The organism is Streptomyces sp. NBC_01788 (genome assembly GCF_035917575.1).
Classification (GTDB): domain Bacteria; phylum Actinomycetota; class Actinomycetes; order Streptomycetales; family Streptomycetaceae; genus Streptomyces.
In genome coordinates, this window is sequence record NZ_CP109090.1 from 7469109 (window position 1) to 7484676 (window position 15568).

Below are 15568 nucleotides of genomic sequence, written 5' to 3' on the forward strand. Positions count from 1 at the left end.
GGTGTCCGGACACCGGGAGAGTACCTACGGAACCACCGTCACCGGCCAGCGTCCCGCCTTCACCAGGCGGACCGCGACCGAGCCGATGATCCGGTGGCCGGCCTGCTCGGAGGCGCCCACGACCACCGCGTCGGCCCGCAGCTCGTCGGCGGCCTTCACCAGCCCGTTGAACGGGTCGCCGCGGAAGGTGTGGAACTCCCAGCGGACCTCGAATATCCCCTTCAGCCGCTCCGTGGACTCCCGGATGTACCGCACCAGGTCCTCGGCGATCTCGTCGGTCGTCTCCGCCACCGGCGCCCCGAGCGCCGCCCCCGCCGTCATCACCGGCTGCACGTACACGAGAGCGAGCAGCGCGCCCTGCCGCCGGGCGAGACCGGCGGCGTACGCGGCGGCCCGCAACGAGGACTCGGAGCCGTCCACGCCGGCCACGATGACCTTCGGCCCGTCCGTGCCCCGCTCGAACCGGTGCGCGGGCCGCTCGTGCTGCTCGTGCTGTTCCGTCACATGTGCGAGGCTATCGGAATCCCCGGTTCCCACCGCCGCCCGGGGCACGCTCCGACGGGCGCCCCGCCCGCCCTGTTCCTACAGTCGGAAGCATGAGCGCCGCCACCGGCGCCGTCCCCTCCCGGGGCGCCGCCGACCCCGCCCGGCCGCCGCGCAGGAACGGCCTCCTCAGCAGGGTGCCGGAGGGCTTCGCCACCTTCTTCGGCGCTCTGGCCGTGCTGTGCGCGCTGCTCGACCTCATCGCCCCGCTGCGGGTCCTGCTCCATCCCGTCGTCCGCGTCCTGGACCTGCTCCTCGTCCCGGTCAGCGTCAACCTCGCCTACGCCGTCTTCCTCGTCCTGCTGGCCGGCGCCACCGCCGCCCGCAAGAAGGTCGCCTGGTGGCTGGTCGTCGGCTACCTCGGCCTGGTGATCCTCGGCGACGTCGTCGGCCTCGCCGCCGGCGAGTACGCCGAGTCGGCGCCGTCCCTCGTGCTGTGCGGCCTGGCACTGGTGCTGCTGATCGCGGCCAGAGGCGAGTTCTACGCCGCCTCCCGCCGCGGCGCCTGGTGGCGGGCGCTGGCCGTGCTGGCCGCCGGCCTCGCCGTGGCCGTCCTGGCCGGCTGGGGCCTGGTCGCGCTCCTGCCCGGCACCCTGCCCTCCGGCCTGCACCTGGCGTGGTCCGCCAACCGCGTCCTCGGCGGACTCGTCTCCGCCCAGGACTTCGCCGGCCGCCCGCCGCGCCCGGTGACCTTCCTGATCGGCCTGTTCGGAGCACTCGCCCTGCTCAACGCCGCCGCCACACTGTTCCGTTCGCAGCGCCTCGAGGCGGCCCTGCACGGCGACGAGGAACCCCGCATCCGCGCCCTGCTCAAGGCCTACGGCGAGGACGACTCCCTCGGCTACTTCGCCACCCGCCGCGACAAGGCCGTCGTCTTCTCACCCAGCGGCAAGGCCGCCGTCACCTACCGCGTCGAGACCGGTGTGTGCCTGGCCAGCGGCGATCCCGTCGGCGACCGCGAGGCCTGGCCGCACGCCATCGCCGCCTGGCTGGACGTCGCCCGCCGCTACGCCTGGGCGCCCGCCGTCATGGGCGCGTCAGAGGAGGGCGCCCGCGCCTACGCCCGCGCCGGGCTCGGCGCCCTCCAGCTCGGCGACGAGGCGATCGTGCACGTCGCCGGCTTCGACCTCGACGGCCGGGACATGCGCGTGACCCGCCAGGCCGTGCGCCGCGTCCGCCGCACCGGCGCCACCTGCCGCATCCGCCGGCACACCACCCTCACCGACGCCGAGATGGAGGAGATCGTCGACAAAGCGGACGCCTGGCGCGACACCGAGACCGAGCGCGGATTCTCCATGGCGCTGGACCGCCTGGGCGACCCGGCCGACGGAGACTGCCTCCTGGTCGAGGCCCTCGACACGGAAGGCCGGCTCCTCGCCCTGCTGTCCTTCGTGCCCTGGGGCCGCGACGGCGCCTCCCTCGACCTGATGCGCCGGGACCGCACCGCGCCCAACGGCGTCATGGAGTACATGGTCGCCGAGCTCTGCGCCACCGCCCCGAAACTCGGCGTACGCCGCCTCTCGCTGAACTTCGCGGTGTTCCGCTCGGTGTTCGAGGAGGGCGCCCGCATCGGAGCCGGGCCCGTGCTGCGGCTGTGGCGCGGCCTGCTGCTGTTCTTCTCCCGCTGGTGGCAGCTCGAAGCCCTGTACCGGTCCAACGCCAAATACCACCCCGAGTGGTACCCGAGGTTCCTCTGCTACGGCGAGACCGCCTCCCTCGCCAGGATCGGCCTGGCCTCCGGCATCGCCGAGGGCTTCGTCGCCGTACCCTCGCTGCGCAAGCTCTGGGGCAAGGGCCACCCGGCCCACCCCGCCACCGGACCGCGCCCTGCCACCACCGAGGGCCTGCCCCCGCTCACGGCGCTCGGACTCGACGCGGGTGCACGGGCCGAAGCTGCCCGGACACACGCCGGCCTGCCCGAACAGGTCCGCGTCCGGCACGCGAAACTCGACCGGCTGCGCGCCGCCGGTACCGACCCCTACCCGGTGGGGACGAGCACCCGCACCCGCACCCTCGCCGAGGTCCGCGAAGGGGAGCAGCTCACCGTGGCCGGCCGCGTCCTGCTCGTCCGGGACTTCGGCGGCATCGTCTTCGTCGTGCTCCGCGACTGGTCGGGCGACCACCAACTCGCCCTCACCCGAGACCGGACAGGACCCGCCGCGCTGAAACGCTTCACCGCCGACACCGACATCGGCGACCACATCACCGCCACCGGCCGGGCCGGACGGAGCGACCAGGGCGAACCCACCGTCTTCGTCACCTCCTGGCGGCTGCTCGGCAAGTGCCTGCGCCCCCTGCCCGACAAACACCGCGGACTGGCCGACCCCGAGGCCAAGGTGCGCCTGCGCTACCTCGACCTGGTCACCAGCCCCCGGGCCCGCGAGGTCGTCCGCATCCGCTCCACCGCCGTACAGGCCCTGCGCCAGGGCCTGCTGGACCGCGGCTTCCTGGAGGTCGAGACGCCGATGCTCCAGCAGATCCACGGCGGCGCCAACGCCCGGCCCTTCACCACCCACAGCAACGCCTACGACCTCGACCTGTACCTGCGCATCGCACCCGAGCTGTATCTGAAGCGCCTGTGCGTCGGCGGTCTGGAGAAGGTCTTCGAGATGGGCCGCACCTTCCGCAACGAGGGCGTCTCCCCCAAGCACAACCCCGAGTTCACGATGCTGGAGGCCTACCAGGCCCACGCCGACTACGACGTCATGCTCGACCTCACCCGCGAGCTGGTCCAGGGCGCCGCCACCGCCGCCTTCGGCAGCCCGGTCGCCCACAAGGACGGCACGGCGTACGACATCTCCGGGCCCTGGCCGGTCAGGACCGTGCACGGCGCGATCTCCGAGGTGCTCGGGGAGGAGATCGGCCCGGGCACCGGCCCGGAGGCACTGCGCCGGCACTGCGACCGCGCCGGCGTGCCGTACACCGCGGACGACACGCCCGGCGAGATCGTCCTGGAGATGTACGAGCGGCTGGTGGAGGAGCGCACCGGACCGCCCGTCTTCTACAAGGACTTCCCGACCGAGGTCTCCCCGCTCACCCGGCAGCACCGCACCGACCCGCGGCTCGCCGAACGCTGGGACCTGGTGGCCTTCGGCACCGAACTGGGCACCGCCTACTCCGAGCTCACCGACCCCGTCGAACAGCGCCGCCGGCTGACCGCCCAGTCCCTGCTCGCCGCCGGGGGAGACCCGGAGGCGATGGAACTGGACGAGGACTTCCTCGACGCCCTCGAGTACGCCATGCCGCCCACCGGCGGCCTCGGCCTCGGCGTCGACCGGCTGGTCATGTTCCTCACCGGCCTGACGATCCGTGAGACGCTGCCGTTCCCCCTGGTGCGCCACCGCTGAGGCACCCTCCGCGGCACCCGCCGAAGCTCCCTTCGAGGCACCCGCGCGCAACTGCCGCCGGGCGCTGGGCCGGGCAGGTGCTTTCGTCGCGCCGTCCCGGGGTAGAGGCACAACGCCCGGACACTGATGACTCATGAAGAAGGATCAGTTGCTCACCCGGCGCCGGGCGTTGCTCGCCGGCGCCGTCGCGCTCGGAGCGGCGGGAGCGGCCGGCACAGCCGGTCTGCTGCTCTCCGGTTCCTCCGACACACCGGTACCGCCCGCCCCCGCCGCGGGTCCCGAGGCACGCAGCGCCCTCAAGCCCTCCGCCTACCGTCTGAGCCCCCTGGCCGGCGACGCCCCGCAGCGGGCGGCGCCGCTGCCGGCCAAGGTGCGCACCTCGCCGATCCTGCGGTTCTCCGGACGCGGCGACACCATGATGCTGACGTTCGACGACGGACCCCACCCCGAGTTCACCCCGCACGTCCTGGACATCCTGTCCCAGTACGACGTCCGGGCCACCTTCATGGTCTGCGGGGAGATGGCCGACTGGAACAGGGACCTGCTGGCCCGGATGGCCGACGAGGGACACGTCGTCGGCAACCACACCTGGAGCCACCCGCTGCTCACCCAGCTCGACCGCCGCGGCATCCGCAGCGAGCTCGAACGCACCAGCGACGTCATCGAGAAGGCCTACGGCGAACGGCCGTTGTGGTTCCGCGCCCCCTACGGCGCCTGGAACCGCGACGTGTTCAAGCTCAACGCCGAACTGGGCATGGAGCCGCTGGCCTGGAGCGTCGACAGCCTCGACTGGACCACGCCCGGCACCGGCGCCATCGTGCGCCGGATCGAGAGCGGCGCCGCCCCCGGGGTCGTCGTGCTCTCCCACGACGCCGGGGGCGACCGGTCGCAGACCGTCCGCGCGCTGCGCAAGTACCTCCCCAAGCTCCTCGACGAAGGCCGCCACTTCACCGTGCCGCGCCGGCAGTACACCTGAGCCGGGCCCCGCGCACGGCCCGCCGCCCGCCCGGCCGGGGTCCGCTCAGCGGACCTCGACCAGGCGGGCGAACACGACGACGTTCCCCTGATATCCGGTCTGCTTCGTGTAACCGCCGCCGCAGGTGATGACCCGCAGTTCCGGAGTTCCCTTCGAGCCGTACACACGGTCTCCGGGGAAATCGTCCTTCTGGAACACCTCGACGCCGTACACCTCGAATACGGCCGTCTTTCCGTCCTGGCGGTCGATTTCGACGCGGTTTCCATTCTGCAGGGCGCCGAGCCCGTAGAACACGGCGGGCCCCGCTTTGTTGTCCACATGGCCGACGACGACCGACGTGCCGTCTTCCCCCGGCGTGACCGCGCCGTTGAACCAGCCGGCCAGATTCGGGTCCTCCGGCGGCGGCGCGGCGACCCAGCCGTCCGGGTCCACGCCGACCGGTGTGACGGGCGCGTCGACCTGGATCACCGGGATCCTGATCCGGTCCGGCACCGAGCGCGACACGGACTGAAGGCCCGTCGCCGAGGGGAGCGGCGTGTGCCTGATGTCCGGCGCTGCCGCCGTCGCGGGCTGGGGCGGGCCGACGTCGAACTCCCCGGAGCCGTTGCGGATCAGGGCGAGTCCGGTCAGCAGGGCCAGCGCTATCACGCCCCACGGCGCACGCCTCCTCCGTGGCTCCCGCTCCTCCTCCTCGATGAATCCGGTCAGCTCTCTCGCAGGCATTCGACAACCCCTCTCGACCCGGCCGTCGCCGTGTCAGTCGCGCATGCGAAAACGCTAAGTCCGGCGCGCGCAACCGGCGACGTGGCGCATGCGAACGGGTGGCGGGGCGGTTTTCCCGTGCGCCATCCGAGGCGGTCCGTAAGGGTCATTTCTGACGGTCCGTGACCTGCGTCGATCTTCAATGGGGTGAAGGTCCCGGTGGATTCGCTCACCGAGACGGACCAGCCCCGAAATGCGCCCGCGTGGAGCGCGTCCGAGGGTCGGTAGCGGGAGGTGCTTTCTCACCGATCGACCGGGTACGGGTCCCCGGGGCGCCTTCCGCGGAGGATCACATGCGTACTGCTCGTACCCTCTTGGCCCCCTCGGTCCCCTTGGTGGTGCTGGCCGCGGCGGTCGCCGCGGTCGGGATCGCCGCCCCGGCGGCCGCGGCGAAGGGCGGCGAAGTCCCCGGCGTGGCACGGGACGGCGGGGTGGGAGGCGCCCACGGAGGCGGCGGCTCAGGAGGTGGCCCAGGGGGCGGGCCTGGAGGCGGCCCTGGAGGGGGTCCGGGATTCGGGCCGGGGTTCGGACCCGGAGCGGGTCCGGGGTTCGGATTCGGTCCCGGGGTCGGCCCCGGCTTCGGATTCGGTCCCGGGGTCGGCCCGGGGTTCGGGCCGGGCCCCGGAGGGGTCGGCGGCTTCGGCGAGTTCCGCGGCTTCGGAGAGTTCGGCGAGTTCCGAGGCTTCGGAGAGTTCCGGGGTCGCCCGGGGGACCGGTTCGGTGAGTTCCGCGGGTTCGGTGAGTGGCGCGGTCCCGGCCGGGGTGAGAGGTTCGGCGAGTTCCCCGGCTTCGGTCCGGGGCCCGGAGTCGGCGGCTTCGGCGGGAACTTCGGCGGTCCTGGCGGCTTCGGCGGTCCCGGCGGTCCCGGTGGTCCTGGCGGTCCCGGTGGTCCTGGCGGTCCCGGCGGGCTCGGTGGCGTGGGGGGCTTCGACAAGGGAGGCGAGGGCGCGGCTCCCGGCGTCGGTCCTGGTGGCGGTCTGGGCGTCGGTCCCGGTGGCGGTCTCGGCGTCGGTCCCGGGAACGGTTCTGTCGGTCGCGGCGGTGCTCCCGGCCACGGTGCGGGCGGCCTCAACAGCATCGTGCCCATGCCCGGTGTGATTGCCCGCGGCGGTCAGCTGGTGGTCACGATCGACGGCTGCCGCAACGGCGGGACCATGTCGTCGAACGTGTTCTCCCGGGCCACGGTGCGGCCGTTCGACGAAGCCGGCGAGCGCGCGCAGGGTGTCGTGACCATCCGCGACGACGCCCGTCCCGGCACGTACGACATCACGGTCGACTGCAACGGCCGGCGGCTGACCCGGCCGGCGGCCTTCACCGTCGTCGGCGGTGTCCGCGGTGGAGTGGGCGGCGGCATCACCACCGGTGCCACCCCGGCCGACATGGCCATCGGCGGCGGGCTGATGGCCGCGGGCGCGGTCGGCGGCGGCGTCCTCTGGATGCGGCGCCGCGCCGACAAGCGCTCCTGACGGCCCCGCCCCGGATCCGGCCCCGCACCCTGTGCGGGGCCGGATCTCTTCGTGCCCGCGGGGACTTCGTCCACGGCCCGCGCGCACCAGGGGGCGTCCGCTCGTACCAACAGGCCTTCGCCCCGGACCTGGAGAGGTCCGGGGCGAGGGCCTGTCCCTGGGGAGGGGCGCGGTCAGGCGGCACCCTCCTCGCCGGTGCGCCGGCGCGAGAGGCAGTACGCCGTGCCGAGCGAGCCGCCGATGAGCGCGGTGCCCATGCCGATCTGCTTCAGGTCGAAACCGCCCACGGTCCCGCCCACACCCGCGCGGACGCCGTGCCGGTAGTGGTCCGATCCGCCGCCGCCGCGGCCGCCGAAGCGGCCCTCGCCGTCGTCATCGCCGTAGCCGGAGCGGCCGTTGCCGCCGCCGTGGGAGCGTCCGCCCCCACCGGAGTAGCGGCCCTCGTCACCGCCGCCACCTCCGTAAGAGCGACCGTCGCCGTTACCGTTGCCGTAGGAGTGGCTGTCACCGGCGCTGGCGACGGCCGCCGGCGCGCAGAAGGTGAGGGCGCAGACGCCCAGCAGTGCGGCCGAGACAACACCTGTTACGCGCATGATGGGTCCTCCGGTCCCCGAGGAGCAGCAGCGGTCCTGTTCCGCTTGTGCCGGATATGCGCCTCGCTGACCAAAACGCTAGGGAGGTGTGCACCGCGGCGCGATTGCACCCGGGCGAACGGGGCAACGGTTGCGCCGCCCAGGGGATTCACGGGTCACGTCACCGCGTCAGATGGGGGAACAGGTCCAGGAACGGTCCGGCGGTGGCCGAGACGCCGCGGCTGTAGGGGGCGTCGAAGTCCCAGATCAGGAAGAGGAGGAAGGTGATCAGCGCGGAGAACAGCCCCGCGAGGATCAGCTCCCGCCTTGTGCGCCGGATCTGGAGCGCGAACACCATGCCGATGGTGATGACGCCCCCCGAGAGCAGGCCGAACCACACCACCCCCGGCATCGTCGCCCCCATGGAGCCGGCGCGTGCGGTGCGGGCCTGGGAGGCGGCGGCCACCTGGTCCACCAGCGGCTGGTAGGCCTGCGCCTCGAAGTCCGTCTTGGGCTGGTAGTCGGTGACGTCGGCGCGGACGCGTTCCATCAGTTCGTCGCCCCGCGTGGTGACGCGGCCGTGGTCGGCCATGGTCTTCCACTCGGTGGTCACGACGTGTCCGGCGTAGGCGTCGACGTCGGCGCGGATGCGGTCGCGGACATCGGCCGGATAGACGCGGACGCGTTCGGAGACCTCGTGCAGCGCCTGGGCCTCCGCCTGGACGTGGTCCTGGGCGGCGACGCGCGCCTCCCAGACACCGGCGATGGCCAGACCCAGCACGATCGCGTAGACCACGCCGATCCACATGGTCATGTACTCGATGACGTCCGGAGTCTCGCTGGGATCGTCGTCCACGGCCTTCGTGCGGTGCCGCAGGACGGTGATGACGACGACCATCGCACAGGCGGCCAGCATCGCGAGAAGGAGAACAAGCCATTCCGACAACGGGTTCCTCCAGGGGTCAGCGCGGGCGGAGCGCGGCCACGGCGGCCAGTGCGGGCACCGCGATGAGCAGGACGTAGGTGAGGGGCGAGGGGCTGCGCCGGGGTGTCGCCCGGTGCGGCTGGGCGTGGTGGCGCGGGTAGGTCACCGGCGCCACGGACGGGCTGGGACGGGGCTTGGGGGCCGGTCTTGGGGCCGGCGGCGGAGGCGGTGCGGGCTGCGGGGGTGGTGGGGGAGCGGGCCGGGCCTGCGGAGCGGCCGGGGCCGGGCGCGGAGGTGGCGGGGGTTCGGGAGTGGGGGTGGGCCTCGGCTTCGGTGGCGGGGTGGGCTCGGGCGGCGGAGGCGGCGTCGGCGTGGGCGTCGGGGTAGGCGTGGGCGTGGGCGTGGGCGTGGGCGTGGGCGTGGGCGTGGGCGTCGGTGTCGGGGTGGGGCTCGGGCTGGGCGTCGGCGTCGGTGTCGGCCTCCGGCACGGCGGTGGAAGGGGCGGAAAGGAGGGCCAGGAGCCGCCGGCCACCGCCACCGCCTCCATGCCGTCCGGGCCCGTGGAGGCGTACGCGCAGGCGTCGGCCGCGGCCGGGGCGGCTCCGCCCACACACGTCCATGCCAGCAGGGCCGGCGCCAATACCCGCAGCATCAGGGCGGATCGCGTCGGTTCGGGTCGTTGCACGAGCGAGATCATGAGCTGTCGTGGACCAGGGCACGCCGCGGTGGGCGCGGATTGCCCCGAAGGAGGGAAACCACAGGTCGGAGGGTTTGATCGGCGGTCCGGTGCGCCGCCCCGATGGGTACGCGCGTACGGGGTGGCACCAGGCGCGTCACATGTTGCGGAAATAAATCGCGGCCGCGGTTGAACACAACCGCCTGTGCCGTCCGTACCCAGTGTCGTGCGGCGGCGCAGTAGGGCGTTGCAACACCATAAGGATTATGAGGAGTTGACGATGAACACCTCCTGGCGGAGCGCCTCACTCGTGGCGGCGGCCGCGGCCGTGCTGGCGCTGACGACGGCGTGCGGTCAGGAAAGCGCCCCTTCAGCGGGCAGCCAGAACGTGGGCGCGACCGCCCAGGCCGGCGGATTCGGCAGCGCCGGGACGAGCGCCGGCACTGCTACGGGAAGCGCCGCCGGCAACGGTTACGGCGCCGACGGCCAGCAGGCCGCCCCCAAGCCCGCCGGGCAGCTCACGGTCGCCACCAACGTGAAGCTGGGCAAGGTGGTCACCGACAGCGCCGGAATGACGCTGTACCGCTTCGACGCGGATACGGCCCAGCCCCCCACGTCCAACTGTGACGGCGACTGCGCCACGGCCTGGCCGCCGGTTCCCGCCGACGACGCCGCCGCCGGGCCCGGTATCGACAAGGCCCTGCTCGGCGAGGTCACCCGCTCCGATGGCACCAAGCAGCTCACGATCGGTGGCTGGCCCGCGTACCGCTACGCGAAGGACACCGAGGTCGGTGACGCCAACGGCCAGGGCGTGAACGACAAGTGGTTCGCCCTGGCGGCCGACGGCAAGAAGGCCTCACTGGCGGACCTGCCGGGCCTGTCCGTGAAGAAGACCGAACTGGGCAACGTCGTCGTCGACCGGAACGGCATGACGGTCTACCGCTTCTCGAAGGACCAGGCGTGGCCGAAGTCGGTCTCCGCCTGCACCGGTTCCTGCCTGGAGAAGTGGCCGGCCGTGGCCCCCGTCGCCGTGAACGACACCAAGGGCGTGCTGACGAAGGGCATGATGCCCTTCACCCGGCCCGACGGCGTCAAGCAGATGACCATCAACTGCTGGCCCCTCTACACCTTCTCCGGGGACAAGGCGCCCGGGGACGTCAACGGCCAAGGCATCGGCGGTACTTGGTTCGCCGTCTCCCCCGACGGAAAGGCGATCGGCGCCCCGCAGTAGCGACAACCGCCTCCGGCAGACCGGACCCGAACCGGACCGCCCCCTCCGCGCCGCACGGAGGGGGCGGTCCATCGTGTGCGCAGACCATGGCAATTCACCGCGATGCGGATGCGAGGGTGGCCCGGAAGCGCAGGTGGTGACCGGGAACGGATGGTCAATTTCCGTTTCCACTCGCCCGTTCGGCGGGCGATCAGTAGCCTCTGCTCGAACACCGGATCGCCTACGCAGTGGAGAGATGGATGGAGCGTCCCGCCTGGGCTCCGCGGAGCATCGACATCTCGGTGCCGAGCGTCGCCCGCATCTACGACTTCTACCTGGGCGGTTCGCACAACTTCGAGGTCGACCGGCAAGCGGCCCGCAGGGCCATGGAGTTCATGCCGGGGCTGCCCAAGATCAGCCAGGCGAACCGGGCGTTCATGCGCCGGGCCGTGGAGTTCGCCGCTGAGGAGGGCATCACCCAGTTCCTGGACATCGGGTCCGGCATCCCCGCCTTCGGCAACGTCCACGAGGTCGCCCAGGCCGCCCGGCCTGGCGCGCGGGTGGTGTACGTCGATCACGACCCGGTGGCCGTGAGCCACAGCAAGGCCGTTCTGGCGGGCAACGAGGACGCGAACGTGGTCGCGGCCGACCTGCGCAAGCCCCAGGAAATCCTCGCGAGCCCCGAGTTGGGGCGGCTGATCGACCCGAATCGGCCAGTCGCGCTGCTTCTCGTTGCCATACTGCATTTCGTGGAAGACGCGGACGACCCCTACGGCGCGGTGGCCGAGCTGCGCGACGCGCTCGCGCCGGGGAGCCTGCTCGTCCTCACCCATGCCTCGTACGAGGGCATCCCGCTCCCCGCGAAGCGGAGCCGGTCCCTGGTGGACGTGTACGAAAACATTCGCAACCCGCTGATCATGCGCTCGCGCGAGGAGATCGCGCGGTTCTTCGAGGGGTACGACATGGTGGAACCCGGGCTGGTGCCGATGCCGAACTGGCGGCCGCGTACGGCGCCGGAGGACGAGGACCCCTATGCCTTCTCCGGTTTCGCGGGCGTGGGGCGTACGGCGTGATCACGGCATCGGACGGGCCGGAGGGCAGACTGCGCCGGCTGACGACGATCTGGAGCCGGGCCGTCTTCCCGGTGACCTCGACGTCGCTGACCCGCCCGGAGTTCGAGGAACTGCTCCTGCCGCTCGCCCGCCGGCTGAGATCGGCGCTGCGGGACCGGGTCTTCGACGCGCGGGAGGGCGAGGCGGTCGGCGCCGCACTGGTCGACGCGCACTGCACCGCGCCCGAGGCGCTCAGCCACTCCCTGGACTGCCTCGACGCCTACCTCGTGCTGTACTGCGGCGAGGACGGTGACCGGGAGGACCTGCGGGCGCGGTCCGCGCGGTTGCAGCACTCGATGGCGGCCGGGTTCGCACGGGCGCTGCGCGAACGCACGCTGGCCGAGCAGGAGGCGATAGCCCAGGCCGCGCTGCGCGCCCAGGGCGTGGTCGCACTGGCGCTGCACGCCAGCGAGGCCCGCTTCCGCGCCGTGTTCGAAGGCGCCGCGATCGGCATCGCCATCGCCGACCTCCAGGGCAACGTCCTCCAGGTCAACAGCGCGCTGCTGCGCATGTTCGGCGGCGCGGAGCGGACCGTGCGCGGCCGCAACGTACGGGAGTGGATCCACTCCGACGACGCCCCGCATCTGTGCCGGCTGTACGAGGAACTGGTGCGCGGCGAACGCGAGCACTACCACGTGGAGAAGGCCTTCTACCGGCCTGACGGAACGGTTCTGTGGACCAACCTGACCGTCTCCCTGCTCCGCGACGCCGACGGCTGTCCCCAGTACCAGCTCGCCCTCATGGAGGACACCACCGAGCGGCGGCTGCTCAATCTGAGGCTGCGGTACGAGGCCACCCACGACGCTCTGACCGGACTGCCCAACCGCACCCTGTTCTTCGAGCGCCTGGAGAAGGCGCTGAACGCGGGCGAGGGGCAGCGTTTCGGCCTGTGCTACCTCGACCTGGACGGCTTCAAGACCATCAACGACAGCCTCGGCCACGCGGCCGGGGACCGGCTGCTGGTCGAGGTCGCCGACCGGCTCCAGGCGTGCGCGACCGCGCCCGGCGAGATGGTCGCCCGGCTCGGCGGTGACGAGTTCGTCGCGCTGACCACCGGCCCCGGCACCCGGCAGGAGGTCGACGAGCTGGCCACGCGGATCACGAACGCGCTGGTCGCCCCGGTCCGCATCGACGGCCGGGAACTGGCCGTGCGCGGCAGCATCGGCATCGTCGAGGGGCCGGCGGGCGAGCGCAGCGCGGCGGAGGTGCTGCGCAGCGCGGACATCACCATGTACCGGGCCAAGTCGGCCGGCGGCAACCGCTTTGAGCTCGCCGACCCGGAGGCCGACGCCCGCGCCATCACCCGGCACGGACTGACCACGGCGCTGCCGACCGCGCTGGACCGGGGTGAGTTCTTCATCGAGTACCAGCCACTGGTGTGCCTCGGCGACGGCAGCGTGCGCGGAGCCGAGGCGCTGGTGCGCTGGCTGCACCCGCAGCACGGCGTCCTCGGTCCCGACCGGTTCATCCCGCTCGCCGAGCACACCGGGCTGATCGTCCCGCTGGGCCGCTGGGTCCTGGAGCAGTCGGTGCGCCAGGCCGGCCGATGGCGGGAGCTGCACGGGGACGGCGGCGAGGGTCCGCTGCGCATCAACGTCAACCTCTCGCCGTGCCAGCTCACCCACCCCGGGCTCGTCCAGGACACCGTCGACATCCTGGAGCGCGCGGGTGTGCAACCGGACGCGCTGTGCCTGGAGGTCACCGAGTCGGCGCTCATCGGCGCCGACGACGACCTGCTCAAGCCGTTGCGCCGACTGGCCGAGATGGGCATCGACATAGCCCTGGACGACTTCGGCACCGGCTACTCCAACCTGGCCAACCTGCGCCGGCTGCCGGTGAGCGTGCTCAAGCTGGACCGTTCCTTCACGCAGGGCATGCAGCAGTTCCCGGCCGACCCCGTCGATCTGAAGATCGTCGAGGGCATCGTCGCCCTCGCCCACAGCCTGAACCTGGCGGTCACCGTGGAGGGCGTGGAAACCGGCGCCCAGGCCGAACAACTCCGCGTCCTGGGCTGCGACACGGCCCAGGGCTGGTACTACGCCCGCCCCGGCCCCCCGGACCGCCTGCACGACCTGGCCCTGGCAGACACGACGAGTTGACCGGCACCGCCGGTGGCCTTTCAGGGGCGCGGGGAACTGCGCGCCCAGCCCCGACGGACCCGCGGACGAACGCAGCCCTCGCCCCGGCAAACGGGCGCGGGCGCGACACGGTCGCGGCCTGCCGACACTGTCGGCAGGCCCGCGACCGTGTCACTCGAACCCGCGGCACCGCCGCCACGTCCCTGTGAGCGGACACCGCCTCACCGCTCCAGCAGCATCCGCTGGAGTTCCCTCGCGGCCCTCGGCGGAGCCACATCGCTGCGGTGGGCCAGCGCGATCGTACGGTGCAGTCCGGGACGGGCCAGCGGGGTGACCCGCAGGCCGTGTCCTGAGCGCGTCGCGACCATGCGCGGGACGACGGCCACCCCGAGCCCCGCCCGCACGAACCCCAGCACCGCGTCCATCTCGCCGCCCTCGACGGCCAGGTCCGGCTCGAAGCCCTCCGCGCGGCACGCGGCGACCGTCAGCTCCCGCAGGTCGTAGCCGTGCCGGAACATCACCAGGCGCTCGCCCTCCAGGTCCGCGATGCCGACCGAGCGCCGCCCCGGGCCGCCGGGCGCCGGCGCCTCCGGCGAGGAGACCACCACCAGGTCCTCGCGCAGCAGCTCCACCGTGGTCAGGGCGGGGGACGGGGTGGGCAGCGGAAGCACGACCAGCGCCAGGTCGAGGGCGCCGCGGGCCAGCTCCCGCACCAGGTCGTGGGAGCCTCCCTCCTCGACCAGCAGCCGGATGCCCGGGTAGCGGTCGTGAAAGGCACGCAGCACGTCCGGCAGCAGGCCGGTGCACAGGCTCGGGGTGGCGCCGAGCCGCACCCGGCCCCGGCGCAGCTGCACCAGTTCCTGCACCTCGTGCCGCGCCGTGTCGGCGTCGGCGAGGATGCGCCGGGCCAGCGGCAGCAGCGCCTCCCCGGCGTCGGTGAGCGTGATGTTCCCCCGCGCCCGCAGGAACAGATCGGCGCCCAACTCCCGCTCCAGCGCCTTGATCTGCTGCGACAGCGACGGCTGGGCGACATGGACCAGATCGGCCGCGCGGGTGAAGTGCCGGGTCTCGGCGACCGCCACGAAGTACTGGAGCTGCTGGAACTGCACGAGACCATCATAGCCAGTCCCTATCGAAACAAGCCGGACCATGTCTTGGACCGATGGGGTCCTTCGGCCCTACCGTCCTGAGACATGGCACTGGCAACGCGGACGGACCGACGGCCGTCCATGGCACGCACCGTGTGGGGCTCGACCGTCGGCAAGAAGACCGTGATGGCGGTCAGCGGCCTGATCATGCTGCTGTACCTGGTCGTCCACATGATCGGGAACCTGAAGATCTTCTTCGGGGCGGGCGAGTTCAACCACTACGCCCACTGGCTGCGCACGGTCGGCGAGCCGTTCATGCACTACGAGTGGACGCTCTGGCTGGTCCGCGTGGTGCTCGTGGTCGCCGTCGTCGCCCACGCTGTCTCCGCCTACCAGCTCAGCCGCCGCGACATCAGGGCGCGGCCCAGCAAGTACGTGCACGCGAGGCCAAGGGCCGGTTACGCCACCCGCACCATGCGCTGGGGCGGGATCATCCTCGCCCTGTTCATCGTCTGGCACATCCTGGACCTGACCACCGGGACCGTGCACTCCGGCGGATTCCAGCCGGGCCACCCGTACCAGAACGTCGTGGACACCTTCTCCACCTGGTACGGCAACGTCATCTACATCGTCGCCATGCTGGCGCTCGGCCTGCACATCCGGCACGGCTTCTGGAGCGCCGCCCAGACCCTCGGCGTCGGCAGCCGCACCCGCGACCGTGCCCTCAAGACCGCCGCCAACGTTCTCGCACTGCTGCTCACGGCCGGCTTCATCGCCGTCCCGGTGGGCGTCATGACCGGAGTGGTGAGCTGA

At 72.5% G+C, this 15568-nt stretch carries 14 protein-coding genes; 7 read left to right on the forward strand and 7 right to left on the reverse strand.

Annotated elements, in window-relative coordinates; translation table 11 throughout:
* Positions 1 to 24 precede the first annotated feature (24 nt).
* Entirely contained in the window at positions 25 to 504 is a 480-nt protein-coding gene (locus tag OIE49_RS33170) for a universal stress protein (protein WP_100570254.1), read from the reverse strand.
* Positions 505 to 596: 92 nt separating this feature from the next.
* On the opposite strand from OIE49_RS33170, the gene lysX reads away from it, so the two are divergent.
* A complete protein-coding gene (gene lysX / locus OIE49_RS33175) occupies positions 597 to 3890 on the forward strand; it encodes a bifunctional lysylphosphatidylglycerol synthetase/lysine--tRNA ligase LysX (RefSeq protein ID WP_326805508.1) in 3294 nt (1097 codons plus the stop codon).
* Between the two features lie 133 nt (positions 3891 to 4023).
* Positions 4024 to 4866: a polysaccharide deacetylase family protein gene (locus tag OIE49_RS33180; RefSeq protein WP_326805509.1), complete on the forward strand. Its 843-nt coding sequence runs from the start codon at positions 4024 to 4026 to the stop codon at positions 4864 to 4866.
* Positions 4867 to 4911: 45 nt separating this feature from the next.
* Here the strand turns inward: OIE49_RS33180 and OIE49_RS33185 are convergent, their stop codons facing one another.
* Both OIE49_RS33185 and OIE49_RS33190 read right to left on the reverse strand, forming a co-directional pair.
* A complete protein-coding gene (locus OIE49_RS33185) occupies positions 4912 to 5589 on the reverse strand; it encodes a class F sortase (protein WP_326805510.1) in 678 nt (225 codons plus the stop codon).
* Between the two features lie 497 nt (positions 5590 to 6086).
* Positions 6087 to 6683, reverse strand: a complete 597-nt coding sequence (locus tag OIE49_RS33190) for a hypothetical protein (RefSeq protein WP_326806449.1) — start codon at positions 6681 to 6683, stop codon at positions 6087 to 6089.
* On the opposite strand from OIE49_RS33190, the gene OIE49_RS33195 reads away from it, so the two are divergent.
* A complete protein-coding gene (locus tag OIE49_RS33195; RefSeq protein ID WP_234375696.1) occupies positions 6606 to 7094 on the forward strand; it encodes a hypothetical protein in 489 nt (162 codons plus the stop codon). The genes OIE49_RS33190 and OIE49_RS33195 overlap by 78 nt on opposite strands.
* Positions 7095 to 7267: 173 nt before the next feature.
* Here OIE49_RS33195 and OIE49_RS33200 read toward each other — a convergent pair whose 3' ends face one another.
* The 3 genes from OIE49_RS33200 to OIE49_RS33210 all read right to left on the reverse strand — a co-directional run bounded on the left by OIE49_RS33200 (position 7268) and on the right by OIE49_RS33210 (position 8757).
* A complete protein-coding gene (locus OIE49_RS33200) occupies positions 7268 to 7687 on the reverse strand; it encodes a hypothetical protein (RefSeq protein ID WP_326805511.1) in 420 nt (139 codons plus the stop codon).
* A gap of 160 nt (positions 7688 to 7847) precedes the next feature.
* Positions 7848 to 8612, reverse strand: a complete 765-nt coding sequence (locus OIE49_RS33205) for a bestrophin-like domain (RefSeq protein ID WP_326805512.1) — start codon at positions 8610 to 8612, stop codon at positions 7848 to 7850.
* 16 nt (positions 8613 to 8628) lie between these two features.
* Positions 8629 to 8757, reverse strand: a complete 129-nt coding sequence (locus OIE49_RS33210; protein ID WP_326805513.1) for a hypothetical protein — start codon at positions 8755 to 8757, stop codon at positions 8629 to 8631.
* A gap of 790 nt (positions 8758 to 9547) precedes the next feature.
* Here OIE49_RS33210 and OIE49_RS33215 point away from each other — a divergent pair.
* The 3 genes from OIE49_RS33215 (at position 9548) to OIE49_RS33225 (ending at position 13688) form a co-directional block, all read left to right on the forward strand.
* The gene (locus OIE49_RS33215; protein WP_326805514.1) at positions 9548 to 10498 is read left to right on the forward strand and encodes an SCO0930 family lipoprotein; all 951 of its coding nucleotides are present in this window, start codon (positions 9548 to 9550) and stop codon (positions 10496 to 10498) included.
* A 239-nt stretch (positions 10499 to 10737) separates the two neighbouring features.
* On the forward strand, positions 10738 to 11550 hold the full coding sequence (locus tag OIE49_RS33220) for an SAM-dependent methyltransferase (RefSeq protein WP_326805515.1): 813 nt from the start codon (positions 10738 to 10740) through the stop codon (positions 11548 to 11550).
* Entirely contained in the window at positions 11547 to 13688 is a 2142-nt protein-coding gene (locus tag OIE49_RS33225) for a putative bifunctional diguanylate cyclase/phosphodiesterase (RefSeq protein ID WP_326805516.1), read from the forward strand. The genes OIE49_RS33220 and OIE49_RS33225 overlap by 4 nt, the downstream gene beginning before the upstream one ends.
* A 200-nt stretch (positions 13689 to 13888) precedes the next feature.
* On the opposite strand, the gene OIE49_RS33230 is transcribed toward OIE49_RS33225, so the two are convergent.
* On the reverse strand, positions 13889 to 14776 hold the full coding sequence (locus tag OIE49_RS33230; protein ID WP_326805517.1) for a LysR family transcriptional regulator: 888 nt from the start codon (positions 14774 to 14776) through the stop codon (positions 13889 to 13891).
* A gap of 120 nt (positions 14777 to 14896) precedes the next feature.
* On the opposite strand from OIE49_RS33230, the gene OIE49_RS33235 reads away from it, so the two are divergent.
* Entirely contained in the window at positions 14897 to 15568 is a 672-nt protein-coding gene (locus OIE49_RS33235; protein ID WP_326805518.1) for a succinate dehydrogenase, read from the forward strand.